The following is a 14,165-nucleotide window of genomic DNA, read 5'->3' on the forward strand; positions in this document are numbered from 1 at the left end:
TGATCACCCTGGTGGGCAGCGATTCGTCGTGAGGGGACGCCGAGGGTTGCCGGCCGGTCGGACGCCCTTGGCGAAGGCGGGTCGCGCATCCGGCGTAAATCCCCATCCGCCGGTGCCGGGTGGCGGTTCGCCGTGCAGGGCTCGGGGTTGCACGGGCGCGCCGCCACTCGACCCTCTCTCGCGCGGGTGGCGCGATTCTTGCGAATGATGGCGATACGGCTCTCGTCCCCGGCCCGTAGCGGCGCGAAGCTCGAAGCATGAACGTCCTCTGGCTCTTCGCCCACCCCGAACACCGCTCCCTCAACGCCGCACTACGCGACGACGGCATCCGCGCGCTGCGCGCCGCGGGGCACGAGGTCCGACAGAGCGATCTGTACGCCATGGGCTTCAAGGCCGTCCTGGACGCGGACGACTACGCGGGCGGTGACGCGGACCGCCTCCTGGTCGGCGACGCCCAGGAGGACGCCTGGCGCGCGGGGACGGTGAGCCCCGACATCGCGGCCGAGCACGAGAAGCTGGCGTGGGCGGACGCGCTGGTCGTGCACTTCCCGCTGTGGTGGTTCGGACCGCCGGCGATCCTGAAGGGGTGGTTCGACCGGGTGCTGGTGCAGGGGCTGGCGTCGAAGGTGAAGGACGCGGAGGGGAGAACGCGGCGGTACGGGGACGGGGGCCTGGCGGGGAGGCGCGCACTGGTGGTCACGTCCGTCGGCGCACGCGAGGCGAGCTTCGGCCCGCGGGGCATCCACGGACACATCGACGAGGTGCTGTGGCCGCTGCACCACGGCACGTTCTTCTACACCGGGATGGCACCGCTGCCGCCGTTCGTCGTCTACGGTGCGGACCGCCTGACGCGGGAGGCGTACCCGCAGGCGGCGTCGGAACTGGCGGACCGGCTGCGGGGCCTGTGGACGACCACGCCACTGCCGTACCGCCCGGAGCGGAGTGGGGACTACGACGAGGAGCTGAGCCTGAGCCCGGAACTGGCGCCGGGCGAAGCCGGCTTGACCATCCACCGCAAGCAGCCGCCCAACACCCCGGCAAATCCCCCCACTTCCCCGCACACCCACCCCAGGGCAGGCCGCCCCTCCGGCAAACCCGCGCCGCCGCCGCAGCAGGCGGCCGGCGCCGACGCGGCTCAGGCAGCCGGCGCAGAAGCGAACGCGGCTCTGCCGGCCGCCGCAGACGCGAACGCGGCTCAGGCAGCGGGAGCAGACGCGAACGCGCCCCAGTCGGCCGGCGCGACGCCGTAGCCGAGTACCGCCCGTTCCCTCATTTCCCCGCACCCGCCCTCGCCGGCCGACGGCACCGTCAGGGCGTCTGAGCCTCGCCGGAGCCGTCGCCCTCCGCGGCATCGCGTTGGTGGCCGCGGCGGGCGTCGCGGTCGAAGATGCCCATGATCTCGCACGGCCCGCCCTCGGCCCCGATCGCGTGCGGCATCATCGTGGGAAATTCGGCGGCCTGGTTGGTCTCGATGCGGAACCGGCGGTCGCCGAGCATGAGGGCGGCGGTGCCGGACAGCACCACAAGCCATTCGCGGCCGGGGTGGGCGCGCATGCGGGCCGGGTTGCCGGGCGGCGGTTCGGTCATCCGCTGACGCATCACGCTCATGCCGGGTTCGCCTTTCATCGGCCAGCGCATCAGGCCGTGGGTACTGTCGATCATCGGGCTGATGACGACATCGTCGGCGGCGTTCGCCACGAGCTGGTCCAGGCTGGTGTCCAGGGCGCGGGCGAGGGTGACGAGCTGGTCCAGGGCAAGGCGGCGCCGGCCGTTCTCGATGCGGCTGAGCGAGGACTGGCTGAGCTTGGCGCGGGTGGCCAGCTCCTCCAGGGACCAGCCCTGGGCGACCCGCAGGGCGCGGATCCGTTTGCGTACGAGGCTGTCCAGCCGCCCATCTTCTTGCGTCATAGGCAACATCGTATGCCTGTGCTGCAAGACGGGCTTAGCGTCGAGTGCAGGTGTCCGGAGCGTGGGGAGCCGCGCGGCCGGTACCCGGCAGTCCGCGCGGTGAGCCGGACGAGCCGCCACCCCATCAGTTCGGCGACGGGCCCTGCTCCGGCGCTGCTCCCGTACGCCCGGATTCGTCGGAAGGAAGCCATGAGCCACCACCAGCACCTCCCAGCGGCGGCACCGCTGAACGGCGCGAATCCTCCGGACGCCCGTCAGCTACGCACGATCCTGGTCGCCGTCTCCCTCGCGCTGATGGCCGTCATCGCCTCGGTGTCCGGGCTGAACGTCGCCCAGACCCACATGGCCGTCGAGTTCGGCGCCTCACAGCCCACCATTCTGTGGATCATCAACGTCTACACCCTCGTCCTCGCCGCGCTGCTGCTGCCGCTCGGTGCCCTCGGTGACCGGCTGGGCCGTAAGCCCATGCTGATCACCGGACTGGTCGTCTTCGGCGCCGCCGGCGTCCTCGCGGGGCTGGCTCCGTCCGCCGGGATCATGATCGCCGCGCGGGTCGCCGCCGGTGTGAGCGCCGCGATGATCATGCCGATCACGCTTGCCGTCCTTACGAGTACGTTCCCCGAGGAGCAGCGGGGCAAGGCGATCGGGGTGTGGACCGGCATCGCCGGGGGCGGCGGCATCCTGGGCATGTTCCTGTCCGCGCTGCTGGTCGATGTCGCCGACTGGCGCTGGCTGTTCGCCCTGCCCGTGGTCCTGGCCGCCGTAGCGCTGGCGATGACCGCGAAGTCGGTGCCCAACTCCCGTGAGCACTCGGCTCATTCCTTCGACGCCTTGGGAGCATTGCTGTCCGCCGTCGCGGTGGCCGGTCTGATCTTCGTGCTTCAGGAAGGCCCCGAGCGCGGCTGGACCGCCCCGGTGACCGTGGGCAGCCTGGCCGTCGGTGTTCTCGCCGCCGCCGGATTCGTGGCCTGGGAGCTGCGCCGCCGCGACGCCTCGCTGCTGGATGTGCGCCTGTTCCGTGAGCGCGGCCTGGCCGGCGGCTCCCTCACGCTGCTCGTCGTCTTCGGGGTCCAGGCGGGGATCGCCGTGGTCCTCTTCCCGTTCTTCCAGGCCGTCCTCGGCTGGTCCGGGCTGCTGTCCACGGTGGCGATGATGCCGATGGCCGTCACGATGATGACGGCGTCCGGCCTGGCCCCCCGGATGGCCGCACGCGCCGGCGCCCGCCTCACCATGACCCTGGGCGTCGCCCTGGGCGCCCTCGGCCTGGCCCTGATGGCGCTCTTCGTCTCCGTCGAGGGCGGCTACCCGTCCATCCTGGCCGGCATGCTGGCCATGGGCATCGGCATGGGTCTGTCGATGACGCCCTCCACCGAGGCCATCACCGGCTCGCTGCCGCGCGCCGAGCAGGGAGTCGCCTCGGCACTCAACGACGTCACCCGTGAGTTCGGCACCGCCCTCGGCGTGGCCATGCTCGGCGCCCTGCTGTCGGCCGGCTACCGCGGCGCCATCGACGACAAGCTCGACGGCATCCCCCGGGGTGCAGCGGGAACCGCACGCGAAGGCATCGCCAACGCCGTCGAGGCAGCACCCGGCACCGGCACGCACTCCCAGGACCTGATCCACGCCGCGCAGCAGTCCTTCGTGGCGGGCTGGCAGCAGGCCATGTGGGCAGGCGTCGCCGTCATGGGCGTGCTGTGCGCCTTCCTCGCTCTTCGCGGCCCGAAGGACGGACACGGAGGTGCCTCACGCCCCGGCCCGGGAACCCGGAGGACCGACGAGCGGGAGGTGCCGCCCCAGGTCCGGCCGACCCGCTGACGAGTCCGGCGCACCGCGGCACACGCCGGCCTCAGGCGGCCCGCCCCGCCTCAGGCGGCCCGCCCCGCCTCAGGCGGCCCGCCCCGCGCCAGGCGGCACCCCCGCCTCAGGCGACCGCGCCGTCCGACTCCGCGCGGAAGGTGCGGCGGTACGCGCTCGGTGAGACGCCCAGCGCCGTCTGCATGTGCTGCCGCAGCGACGCCGCCGTGCCGAAGCCCGCGTCCGTCGCGATCCGGTCCACCGGCAGGTCCGTGTCCTCCAGCAACTGCCGTGCCCGCTCCATCCGCTGCACCGTCAGCCACTGCCCCGGGCTCATCCCCACCTCGTCCCGGAACCGCCGCGTGAACGTCCGCACCGACATCGACTCGCACGCCGCCAAGTCCCGCAGCGCCAGCGGCTCGTGCAGCCGTGCCAGCGCCCACGCCCGCGCCTTCGCCGTCGTCGACACCGCCGGCTCCGGCACCGGCCGCCGCACGAACTGCGCCTGCCCGCCGTCCCGGTGCGGCGGTACGACCGTGCGCCGCGCCACGTCGTTGGCCACGGCGGAGCCGTGGTCGTGCCGGATCATGTGCAGGCACAGGTCGACCCCGGAGGCCACCCCCGCGGACGTCAGCAGGTCGCCGTCGTCCACGTACAGCACGTCGGGATCGAACCGCACCTTCGGGAACAGCGCCCGGAACCGGTCCCCCGACGCCCAGTGCGTCGTCGCCGGCCGCCCGTCGAGCAGCCCGGCGGAGGCGAGCACGAACGCCCCGGTGCAGATCGACGCCAGCCGCGTCTCCGGCCGCACGTACGCCAGCGCGCCCGCCAGCTCCGCCGGCAGCCGCCCGCGCGTGTACGCCTCGTCCGCCTCGTGCGACGCGGGCACGACCACGGTACGGGCCTGGGCCAGCGCCTCCGGCCCGTACCGCACGTTGATCGTCACGTCCGCGTCCGTACGGACCTCACCCGGCGTGACCGTGCAGGTCACGACCTCGTACAGCGGATTCCCCGCGGCATTCCTGGCCCGCCCGAAGAGCCGGTGCACGATCCCCAGCTCGATCGGCAGCATCCCGTGCCGTACGAAGACCGCGACGGGATGCCGCTCCGGATGCCGGAACACGGTCACCGAGACCGCCTCCTGCACGGCGGCGGGGCGCTGCGTATCAGCCATGGCCCGATCCTTGCATACCTTGGCCCTCGGGCCACTCGTTCGTGCGTACTCGCCGGGCCATCCTCGACAGGTGACGCAGCCATCGACGCCCTCCGCACGAACCGAGACCGAGACCGAGGCCGAGACCGAGACCCGGACCGGGACCGGGACCGGGACCGGCGCTCCCGCGCCGGTGAAGCGCCCTGCCAAGTGGCGCGTGCACCGCGCCTGGTTCGTGGCCGCGGTGACCTTCGTGACCGTCGTCGCAGCAGCCGCCTTCGTCGCCCTCCCCGGGCTGCTCATCGGCCCCCTGCACGACGAGTTCGGCTGGTCCCGCGGCACCATCGGCCTCGCGGCCTCCGTCAACCTGACGTTGTACGGCGTCACCGCCCCCTTCGCCGCCGCCCTCATGGACCGCTTCGGCATACGCCGCGTGGTGGCGGTCGCCCTCTTGATGATCGCGACGGGCGCCCTGCTCAGCCACTGGATGACCGCGAGCTGGCAACTGATCCTCTACTGGGGCCTCCTCATCGGCCTCGGCACCGGCTCCATGGCCCTCGCCTTCTCCGCCACCGTCACCAACCGCTGGTTCGTCAAGCACAAGGGCCTCGTCACCGGCCTTCTCACTGCCGCCACCGCCTCCGGCCAGCTCGTCTTCCTCCCTCTGCTGTCCTGGGTCGTGGAAACCCACGGCTGGCGGCCGGCCACCGTCACCGTCGCCCTCGTCTCCGCCGCCGCCATCCCCTTCGTCTGGCTCCTCCTCCGCGACCACCCCGCCGACGTCGGTCTCGCCCCCTACGGCTCCGACGAGTTCGTCCCCAAGCCCCCGCCCCAGCGCGGCGCGGCGGGCCGAGCACTGCGCGTCCTGCGCGACGCCTCCCGCAGCGGTACGTTCTGGCTCCTCTGCGGCGCGTTCGCCATCTGCGGCGCGTCCACCAACGGCATCATCCGCACCCACTTCGTGCCCTCCGCCCACGACCACGGCATGGCCATGACCGCCGCCGCCTCGCTCCTCGCGCTCGTCGGCATCTTCGACATCATCGGCACCATCGCCAGCGGCTGGCTCACCGACCGCTACGACGCCCGCCGCCTGCTCGCCGTCTACTACGGCCTCCGCGGCCTCAGCCTCATGTTCCTGCCGCTGCTCCTCGGCCCCTCGATCCACCCGCCGATGATCTTCTTCATCGTCTTCTACGGCCTCGACTGGGTAGCCACCGTCCCGCCCACCCTCGCGCTCTGCCGCGAGCACTTCGACGACGACAGCGCCATCGTCTTCGGCTGGGTCCTCGCCTCCCACCAGATCGGCGCCGCCCTCGTCGCCTGGCTCGGCGGCGTGGCACGCGACGTCACGGGCTCGTACGACATGGTGTGGATGGCGTCGGGCGGGCTGTGCGCGCTGGCGGCGATGATGTCGCTGGTGGTGAGGCGAGGACGCGAGGACGCGCCGGTACGGGCGGCGGCGTAGGAGATGCCGGACCGTCGCCGGGGGACTGTCCAGGCGGTTGCCCGCTCGGGTGGCTGCGTGCGCGGGTGGGGCTGCCTGCCGGGTGGGGCTGTCCGCGCGGCTCAAGCGGGCTACCCGGGGCTTGCGGGGCCTGTTCGGCTTGCGCGCACTGTTCGGCTTACATGGACTGTCCGTGCTCAGGCCCAGTCGTGCCCTCACACCCGCCCAAGGGTATGCGGTCGGTGTGACAGCGCGGGGGCAGTAGCGCGTTGAGCTGGTACGTGGTGTCTGTGCGGGGGCGGGTACGGGGGTACGGCGTCGGGCGGGCTCTGCTCCGTGGGTCAGCCGGTGTACGGGGGAGCGGCGAGGGGAGTAGCCGTGTCGTTGGGGCTCCCACCGGGCCACCCCGCTGTTGAGTGTGCGGGCCTGCGTCCGCCGTCAAGGGCGTCCCCTCCGCTTCGCTGCGGGAACGTCGCTGCGCGATGGGGCTTCGCCCCACCCTTGACTGCGGACTCCGGCCCGAAAGACCGGCGGCTACGGGTGGCCCGGAGGGAGCGGCGTCCCTTGAAGCCACCTACGGATCGGTCGTCCGGTGGACGGGGGCCGACCCACCGGAGACGGGCCCGCCCCGTGCGCGGACGGCCCCGGCGCCGGTGGCCCGCTTGGCTCCCTGCGCCGGTGGCCAACACGGCTCCTGCGTCGGTGGCTTAGGCCGCCGCCCCCTGTGCCGGTGGCCAGTACGGCCTCTGTGCCGGTGGCATACGGAGTCGGGGCCCGCCGGCTTGTCTGCTAGCCCTGGTTGGGGTGTTCCGCCGGGGGGTGTGCGGTGGGTGTGGGTGTGTGGGGTGGCGGTAGTGGGGCGAAAGTCGGGCTGGGCGGGGGTTTTGCCCGGGTTTCTGGCTGCTGTTGCGGCGACTTTGTGGCGGTGGCACGCATTCCGGGTGGCCTGGGGGCGGATCTGGCGGCTGCCCGGTGGGTGGGTGCGTCTGGAGGGGCGAAAGTCGGCGCTGGGGCCCGATTCGGCGCGGATCGGGGGGTGTTACCGCGAGTTACGATCCAATTTCTCCACCCCCCGATCGTGAAGGCCGCGTAGGGCGGGCGTCAGGTATCAAGCTCGCACCACACGATCTTCCCTACGGCCTTGCGCTCCGCCACCCCCCACCGGTCCGCCATCGACTCCACGAGCAGCAACCCCCGCCCGCGTTCGTCCTCCACGCCGTACTGCCGCTCCCGCACCGGCACCCGCTCGCGCCGCGCGTCGGCCACCTCGATACGGATCACGCCGTCGACGCGGAGCCGCATCGCCACGTGGAAGTCCCGCCCGGGCACCCGCCCGTGCAGCACGGCGTTCGCACACAACTCCGCGACCACTGTCTCTAGCCTCAGCGACACCTCCCCGTTGCGGGGAAAGCCCCACGTCTCCAGCCGCTGAACGGCAAGCAGACGGGCGAGGCGGGCGCCACGGCGGCTGGACGTGAACTGCATCGCGAACGTCCGGGCGAGCGCGGTTGGTTGTGCGCCTGGGGCGCGTTCCGGTTCTCGTGCAATCGTTGGGGGATTCATGGATCCCCACGGTGCCCCTGAGGCGAATACCCTGGCCAGGCGTACAGGGCCTACGGAGAGTGCTGTACCGGACACGTATCGCGAATGGGGAGACGATTCAGTATGGCGGAATCTCAGCGTCCGAGTCGACCGGTAAGGGCCGAGGGGACGGGGATCCTCAAGACCTTCGGCAGGCAGCAGAAGATCCTGCGGGAGCGACTCGGTCTCACACAGCGGCAACTCGCCGAGCGGATCGGCTACGGCTTCGACCTGGTGGCAGCGGTGGAGCAGGGCAGGCGGATCCCGCGGCCTGAGTACATCGACCAGGTGGATGTGGCGCTGGAGGCGGGCGGGTTACTGAAGGTGATGAAGGAGGAGGTGGCGCGGGCGAAGTATCCCGCGTTCTTCGAGGACTTCGCGGCCCTGGAGAAGGAGGCTGTGGAACTGCAGGCGTACGACTCGCAAGTGATCAACGGTCTGCTTCAAACGGAGGAGTACGCGCGAGCAGTCTTGGCCGCCCGCCGTCCACCCGTACATGAGGACACCATCCAGCAGCGAGTGGCCGCCCGACTGGACCGGCAGGCGATCTTCGACCGCCAGCCTCCGCCGATGCTGAGCTTCGTGCTGGAAGAGACCGTGCTGCGACGACCGGTCGGCGGAAGGGACGTGCTTCGCGCCCAGTTGGAACACCTACTTGAGATCGGGCGACGGCCGAACGTCGAGATCCAGGTGATGCCGACGGACCGTGACGAGCACGCGGGTCTGGCGGGCCCGCTGCACTTGATTGAGACGGAGGACCAGCGCAGGATTGCCTACGTGGAGGTGCAGGGCACCAGCCAACTGATCATGGACCGGAAAACGGTCCGTGAGATCGAAGTTCGGTATGGCATCATCCGGGCGCAGGCGCTGACGCCTCGCGAATCACTCGACTTCATCGAGAAGGTCCTGGGAGAGCTATGAGCATGCTGGCTTGGTTCAAGAGCAGCTACAGCGACGGGGAGGGCGGTGCCTGCGTCGAGGTCGCCCTCGACTGGCGCAAGTCGTCCTACAGCGACAGCGAGGGCGGTGCCTGCGTCGAGGTGGCCGCCACCCCCGCCGCCGTTCACGTCCGTGACTCCAAGGACCCCGACGGCCCCGTGCTCACCTTCTCCGCCGACGCCTGGCAGGCGTTCACCGACTTCGCCCGCGGGCTCGGCGCAGGGCGGTAGCGGCCAGGTGCCGTGCCGTATAGGCGCTGCCGTAGGCCGTCGCGCGGGAGCGTAGGCCCAGGTCGCGGAGCATCCCGCGCGGGTGGGTCCGTTCCGTCAACTCCGTGAAGATCGCCTCGTGGCGGGCGGCGATCCGGGACGGGGCGAAGCGTTCGGAGGCGATGAGGGCCGCGGCTCCCATGCGGCGGCGCAGGTCGTCGTCCTGGATCAGCTCAAGGAGCGCGTCCGCCACGGCGTTCGCGTCGCCGACCGGTACCAGGCGGCCGTCCACGCCGTCCTCGATGATCTCGCCCGGCCCGTGCGGGCAGTCCGTGGAGACGACCGGCAGCGCGCAGCGCATCGCTTCCACGATCGTCATGCCGAACGACTCCTTGCTCGATGTCACCACCGCGATGGAGCTTTTGACCCACTCCCTCTCCAGGGACTTCGCGTTGCCCATCAGGAAGACGTGCTCCGTGAGCCGGAGATCCGCGATCTGCGCCCGCAGGGCGTCGCGCTCGTTGCCCGTTCGGTCGCCGCTGCCGTAGATCCGTAACGTCCAGTCGGGGCGTGCGGTGACGACCTTGGCGAACGCGTCGATCAGGAGGTCGTAGCGCTTCACCCGGGTCAGTCGGCCGGCGGCGACGACGACTTTCGCGGTGCCGTCGGAGGGGGCGACGGCCGGTGTCGGCACGCTGTTGGGGACGGCCTCGATGCGGACGCCGGGGAGGTGCAGGCGGGTGCGGTAGGCGTGGGCGTCGGCTTCGGTGACGGTGGTGACCGCGTCGAGGAGGCCGTAGCGGATGCCGAGTTCGCGACGCAGGCGCCCGCCGTGGCCGTCGAGCGTGAGGTGTTCCTGGGCGACGCGGACGGGGCCGCGGCGGGTCTGGCGGGCGATGTGGACGTTGAGCCCGGGGCGGGTGCCGACGACGACGTCGGCGTCCACGGAGCGCAGGTAGGCGCCGATGCGGTCGTCTGTGAGCTTGCTGTACTGCTGGTGTCTGCCGTCCCCGCGCGGGAAGACGCGGGCGGGTTTTCGGTGGTCCGGCAGGTCGCCCGCGTAGTCCGGGCTCGTTCGACGCAGGTCGACGAGCGTGCGGATGGGGATGCCCCGCGGGGCTTCCATCATCGGCTCGTCGCGGTGCCGGAAGACGGAGACGAGTTCTACGTCGTGGCGCTCCGCGAGGGCCTGGGCGAGGTTGAAGGTCGTACGGATGGTTCCCCCGATTCCGTACGTATTGTGCAGCAGGAACGAAATGCGCATGCGTGGTCCGTGCCCCCCAGAAGTAGTCGAACAGGACTCTAGTTGTTCGCCGCAGTCGCGCCTTCTGTTCTTCCGGTGGCGGGAGGGGCGCGTGGGACGTAGCGTCGGATGGGGGACTACGGCATCGGAGGAGTACGAAGATGCTGGAGAACACCGCGCGCAACAAGCGCTGGATCGCCGGATCCGTCCTCGTCCTCGCCGGTGTGGTGGGCGTGGTCTGGAGTGTCTGGCGGCCCTGGTACAACGGCCGGGACGGTCGGTTCTACGGGCTGGGCAGCGTCTTCGACGGGATCTCGGGGACCCGGGCGCAGCTCTTCGGCTCGATCTTCCTGCCTTTCGCGGTCGCCGCGCTGGTGGCCGTCTACGGGACCTTGACGCGCTCGCGCCGCCTCGTCATCCTCGCCGCGCTGCTGGTGCTCTTCATCACGGCGCTGTGGATGCTCCGGCAGAGCCAGGCGGTCGGCGGGCTGAAGGTCAACACCGACGGTACGGGGCTGGACGTCGGGACGGCGAACGCCGTGATCGGCGCCGCGCTGATGCTGGTCGGCGTGGGCGTCTGGGGCAAGCAGCAGCGCCGCCCCCTCACCCCGCCCGCGGAAGAACCCGCGCCGCAGCCGCACCTCCGCTCCGTCTCCACCACCGGGAAGCCGGGCGAGCCCGGTCGGTCCCGGCGGCCCGGTGAGGCGGAAGCTCCCGAGGAGCGGCCCCAGGAGCCGCCGCGCGCCGCGTAGCCCGGGTTCACCCGGACCGGTGTGCTTCAGGTGCAGCCGTGGTTCGATGAGGTCCGGCATGGCTGAGCATGCCTCGGTCGAGGATGTGACGTGTTGGACAAGGACCGGGCCGAGCCGGTGGCGATGGTGCCCTCATTGCAGCAGCAGGTCCAAGGCGTCCTCGACGAACTCGTCGATTCCGGCGCCGAAACCGGCTTGCAGGTCGCCGTTCACCACCGGGGTGCTCTCGTCGTCGACGCCGTCGCCGGTGTCGCCGACAGCCAAACCGGGCGCGGGGTGACCCCGGAGACTCCGTTCTTCAGCTTCTCCGCCGGCAAGGTCATGACGTCGCTGATCGCTCACCTGCTCGTCAGGACCGGTGCCGTCGGATACGACACGCCGGTGGCCGACGTGTGGCCGGAGTTCGGTGCCCGCGGGAAGGGGACCGCGACTCTTCGGCACGTGCTGACACACTCGGCCGGCGTGCCGGCGATGCCCCGGAGCATCGGCCCCGCCGACCTGGCCGACTGGTCGCGGGTCTGCGCCGCGATCGCCGGCTCCGAACCGCGGTGGCCATCCGGGACCGCGACGGGGTACCACTCCTTCACCTACGGCTTCCTCGTCGGCGAGGTCGCACGCAGGGCCACGGGCAAACCCATGGGACAGCTTCTGGACGAGTGGGTCGCCGCACCCCTGGGCATCGACGGTGACCTGTACTTCGGTGTCCCCGGAACCGACCTGGCCCGGCTGGCGCGACTCGAAGACGCCTCCCCGCCACCGGTGGCCCGGCCCGACGGCGACGACGATGCCGTTCTCGCGCCGTGGGAACTGCAACCGACCGCGGCCATGGGCAACAGCCACGAGATCCTGCAAGCGGACATCCCGTCGGTCGGTACCTTCACCGCGCGGGGCATCGCCGCCATGAACGCCGCGGTCCTCGACGGCCGGCTCATCGGCGCAGACCAGCTCGCGGAGTTGACGGCGGTCGCCTTCGAGGGCACGGACCAGGTCTTCGGCAACGACGCGCGCCTGGCCCTGGGCTATCCGCTCGGCCGCATCGGTACCCGGCCGGACGAGACGCCCACCACGTTCGGCTGGGTCGGTGGCGGCGGCAGCTACGTGTATGCCGACACCGCCACCGGTACGTCCTTCGCCATGACCAAGACCCGCCTCACTCCCCACGTCGACACCGCACGGCGACTGGCGGACATCACCGCGGCCGGGACCGGGCAGGCGCACCCGGTCACCTGACCAACCCGTCAAAGAGACAGCCCCGGCAGCCGTGCGCCAAGAGGGGATACTGGCCCCGAACCGCATGCACGACTGAGGGGTACGGCACGTGACCGTCGACAACCGGGTGGGACCGCCGCGGCTGGGCAGCGAGCGCGACACGCTGCGGGCCTCTCTCGACTACCACCGCGCCACTCTCGCCATGAAGTGCGAGGGGCTGAGCGACGAGGAACTGCGGCGGAATTCGATGCCGCCGTCCACGCTCTCGCTGCTCGGTCTGGTGCGGCACATGGCGGAGGTGGAACGGGCCTGGTTCCGGCGCGTGTTCGAGGACCACGACGCGCCCATGGTCTGGTCCGACCGGATCGACTTCCAGGCGGCGTACGACGCGAGCGGGTCGACCAGGGCCGAGGCGTTCGGCGCCTGGGAGGCGGAGGTCGAGCGGTCGCGCCGGATCGAGCGGGAGGCGGAGTCGCTGGACCTGGCCGGGTACCAGCCGCGGTGGGACGAGGAGGTGTCGCTGCGGATGGTGATGGTGCACGTGCTCCTGGAGTACGGGCGGCACAACGGGCACGCGGACTTCCTGCGCGAGGGCATCGACGGGACCGTGGGCGCCTGAACCCCGCGGGCGCCGGAAGCCGTAGGACGAGGGGCCCGGCTCGCCGCCGGGCCCCCGCCTCTCGTGCTACGCCTTCACGTCGGCCGGGTGGAAGTTGATCCGCTCCCTCACGACCGGATAGCCGGCCTTCGCGAAGTTCGCCGCCATGGGGAAGTTCCCCCGGTCCGTCGCGGCGCTGATGAACTCCGCGCCCCGCTCCACGAGGAAGTGGGTGCACTCCGTGAGGAGGTCGTAGGAGTAACCGTGGCCGCGCTGTTCGGGGACGACGCCGATGAAGCCGACGATCGGGCCCGAGGGGTTGTGGGCGGGGATGTGGATGCCCGCCAGCTCGCCGTCCGGCGTGTACGCGGTCTGCCACCACTCCCGCGGGGAGGGGCACCAGTGGAAGAAGTCCAGTTCTTCCCTGGCCGCCTGGTCCAGGCCGCCTTCCTCGATCGCCTTGAGCGCGTGGGCGTCCAGGGTGACGGAGTGGATACGGCGCAGGGCGTCGAAGAACACGCTGTCGTCGGGCTCGGCCCTGAAGCGCAGCCGGCCGGGGCGCTCGGGGACGCCGTGGTCGGGAGTCCAGCGGTAGAGGAACCGCTCGACGAGGAGTTCGTACCCGGCTGCGCGGGCGGCGGTGAAGCGGACGTCGGCGGCGGCGCGCAGGGCGGGGTCGCCGCGCCAGTCGCCGGGCAGGTTGATTTCGAGTTCGACCCGCCAGGGCACGGAGCGCAGGAGCTGGACTCCCGCTTCCTCCTCACCTTCCGCCACGTCGAACCAGTTGATGCTGAGGGGCTCCGCGTCGTCGGGGCCGCCCCACCAGGCACCGCGGGCGACGACCCGGCCGTCGCGCAGGGCGACGCGCTTCCACTCCGTACGGAAGGTGGTGCGGCGGTGGCCTTCGCGGGCGCCGAGGGGGTCGGGCAGGGCGTCGAAGAGATGGGCGTCGCTCTCGGTGAGCGCACGGATGATGACCGGACCGGTCATGGATTCCTCCGGGACAACGGCTTTGCGGCGCGCTCCCGGTCAGGACTGATGAACCACGCCGGACTGCGGACGAGGGGAGCGCTGGGTAAGGGTGAACTTCACGGCACTCGCCTCCTTCCGACCGTCTCAGGGCGTGCCGCCACACCGTAGATGATCGACCGCGGAGCCGTCCACGGATTTACGGCCCGCGGAAATCCCTTGAGGGCGCCGCCCCGCGCCCGTACGGTGCCGGGACCGAGTCCCCGAGGCAAGGGCGTGCCGTTGTACACCGTGTGAGACCTCCCAGGCGCTGATTGGCCGCGCGTCGTGCGCCGCTTCGTGCGGGCGCCGTCGCGCTGCTTTTTG

The 14,165-nt window shown here is 71.5% G+C and carries 12 protein-coding genes and 1 pseudogene; 8 read left to right on the top strand and 5 right to left on the bottom strand.

Translation table 11 applies throughout. From position 1 onward, the window contains the following. Positions 1-257: 257 nt before the first annotated feature. A pseudogene (locus CXR04_RS21690) lies at positions 258-1,013 on the top strand (NAD(P)H-dependent oxidoreductase); the annotation flags it as partial. A gap of 295 nt (positions 1,014-1,308) precedes the next feature. On the opposite strand, the gene CXR04_RS21695 reads toward CXR04_RS21690, so the two are convergent. After that, entirely contained in the window at positions 1,309-1,908 is a 600-nt protein-coding gene (locus tag CXR04_RS21695) for an XRE family transcriptional regulator (RefSeq protein ID WP_199850504.1), read from the bottom strand. Between the two features lie 189 nt (positions 1,909-2,097). Here CXR04_RS21695 and CXR04_RS21700 point away from each other — a divergent pair, with 189 nt between their 5' ends. Then, on the top strand, positions 2,098-3,723 hold the full coding sequence (locus CXR04_RS21700; protein ID WP_101423987.1) for an MFS transporter: 1,626 nt from the start codon (positions 2,098-2,100) through the stop codon (positions 3,721-3,723). A gap of 106 nt (positions 3,724-3,829) precedes the next feature. Here CXR04_RS21700 and CXR04_RS21705 read toward each other — a convergent pair whose 3' ends face one another. Further along, positions 3,830-4,876 (bottom strand): GlxA family transcriptional regulator, encoded by a 1,047-nt coding sequence (locus CXR04_RS21705; RefSeq protein ID WP_101423988.1) that lies wholly within the window; start codon positions 4,874-4,876, stop codon positions 3,830-3,832. A gap of 172 nt (positions 4,877-5,048) precedes the next feature. Here CXR04_RS21705 and CXR04_RS21710 point away from each other — a divergent pair, with 172 nt between their 5' ends. Further along, entirely contained in the window at positions 5,049-6,320 is a 1,272-nt protein-coding gene (locus tag CXR04_RS21710; RefSeq protein ID WP_101426516.1) for an MFS transporter, read from the top strand. A gap of 1,080 nt (positions 6,321-7,400) precedes the next feature. Here CXR04_RS21710 and CXR04_RS21715 read toward each other — a convergent pair. Beyond that, positions 7,401-7,784: an ATP-binding protein gene (locus CXR04_RS21715; RefSeq protein ID WP_234380393.1), complete on the bottom strand. Its 384-nt coding sequence runs from the start codon at positions 7,782-7,784 to the stop codon at positions 7,401-7,403. 180 nt (positions 7,785-7,964) lie between these two features. Between CXR04_RS21715 and CXR04_RS21720 the strand changes: the two genes are divergently transcribed. Both CXR04_RS21720 and CXR04_RS21725 read left to right on the top strand, forming a co-directional pair. Further along, on the top strand, positions 7,965-8,801 hold the full coding sequence (locus CXR04_RS21720) for a helix-turn-helix domain-containing protein (protein WP_199850505.1): 837 nt from the start codon (positions 7,965-7,967) through the stop codon (positions 8,799-8,801). After that, positions 8,798-9,049: a DUF397 domain-containing protein gene (locus CXR04_RS21725; RefSeq protein WP_101423991.1), complete on the top strand. Its 252-nt coding sequence runs from the start codon at positions 8,798-8,800 to the stop codon at positions 9,047-9,049. Before CXR04_RS21720 ends, CXR04_RS21725 begins: the two co-directional genes overlap by 4 nt. On the opposite strand, the gene CXR04_RS21730 is transcribed toward CXR04_RS21725, so the two are convergent. Next, positions 9,012-10,292, bottom strand: a complete 1,281-nt coding sequence (locus tag CXR04_RS21730; protein WP_101423992.1) for a glycosyltransferase family 4 protein — start codon at positions 10,290-10,292, stop codon at positions 9,012-9,014. The genes CXR04_RS21725 and CXR04_RS21730 overlap by 38 nt on opposite strands. 140 nt (positions 10,293-10,432) lie before the next feature. Here CXR04_RS21730 and CXR04_RS21735 point away from each other — a divergent pair, with 140 nt between their 5' ends. From CXR04_RS21735 to CXR04_RS21745, 3 genes are all read left to right on the top strand, one after another. Next, complete coding sequence (locus CXR04_RS21735) at positions 10,433-11,023, top strand: hypothetical protein (RefSeq protein ID WP_101423993.1); 591 nt, start codon at positions 10,433-10,435, stop codon at positions 11,021-11,023. A gap of 90 nt (positions 11,024-11,113) precedes the next feature. Continuing rightward, the gene (locus CXR04_RS21740) at positions 11,114-12,253 is read left to right on the top strand and encodes a serine hydrolase domain-containing protein (RefSeq protein ID WP_234380394.1); all 1,140 of its coding nucleotides are present in this window, start codon (positions 11,114-11,116) and stop codon (positions 12,251-12,253) included. A gap of 88 nt (positions 12,254-12,341) precedes the next feature. Then, positions 12,342-12,851, top strand: coding sequence for a DinB family protein (locus tag CXR04_RS21745; protein ID WP_101423994.1), 510 nt, complete (start codon positions 12,342-12,344; stop codon positions 12,849-12,851). Positions 12,852-12,917: 66 nt separating this feature from the next. On the opposite strand, the gene CXR04_RS21750 is transcribed toward CXR04_RS21745, so the two are convergent. Continuing rightward, on the bottom strand, positions 12,918-13,820 hold the full coding sequence (locus tag CXR04_RS21750) for a GNAT family N-acetyltransferase (protein WP_101423995.1): 903 nt from the start codon (positions 13,818-13,820) through the stop codon (positions 12,918-12,920). Positions 13,821-14,165: the final 345 nt, after the last annotated feature.

It is taken from the genome of Streptomyces sp. CMB-StM0423, from assembly GCF_002847285.1.
Lineage (GTDB): Bacteria > Actinomycetota > Actinomycetes > Streptomycetales > Streptomycetaceae > Streptomyces.

Coding starts and splice junctions, on each gene's coding strand:
- CXR04_RS21695 (WP_199850504.1), bottom strand. CDS start 1,908: ATGACGCAAGAAGATGGGCGGCTGGACAGCCTCGTACGCAAACGGATC.
- CXR04_RS21700 (WP_101423987.1), top strand. CDS start 2,098: ATGAGCCACCACCAGCACCTCCCAGCGGCGGCACCGCTGAACGGCGCG.
- CXR04_RS21705 (WP_101423988.1), bottom strand. CDS start 4,876: ATGGCTGATACGCAGCGCCCCGCCGCCGTGCAGGAGGCGGTCTCGGTG.
- CXR04_RS21715 (WP_234380393.1), bottom strand. CDS start 7,784: ATGCAGTTCACGTCCAGCCGCCGTGGCGCCCGCCTCGCCCGTCTGCTT.
- CXR04_RS21720 (WP_199850505.1), top strand. CDS start 7,965: ATGGCGGAATCTCAGCGTCCGAGTCGACCGGTAAGGGCCGAGGGGACG.
- CXR04_RS21725 (WP_101423991.1), top strand. CDS start 8,798: ATGAGCATGCTGGCTTGGTTCAAGAGCAGCTACAGCGACGGGGAGGGC.
- CXR04_RS21730 (WP_101423992.1), bottom strand. CDS start 10,292: ATGCGCATTTCGTTCCTGCTGCACAATACGTACGGAATCGGGGGAACC.
- CXR04_RS21735 (WP_101423993.1), top strand. CDS start 10,433: ATGCTGGAGAACACCGCGCGCAACAAGCGCTGGATCGCCGGATCCGTC.
- CXR04_RS21750 (WP_101423995.1), bottom strand. CDS start 13,820: ATGACCGGTCCGGTCATCATCCGTGCGCTCACCGAGAGCGACGCCCAT.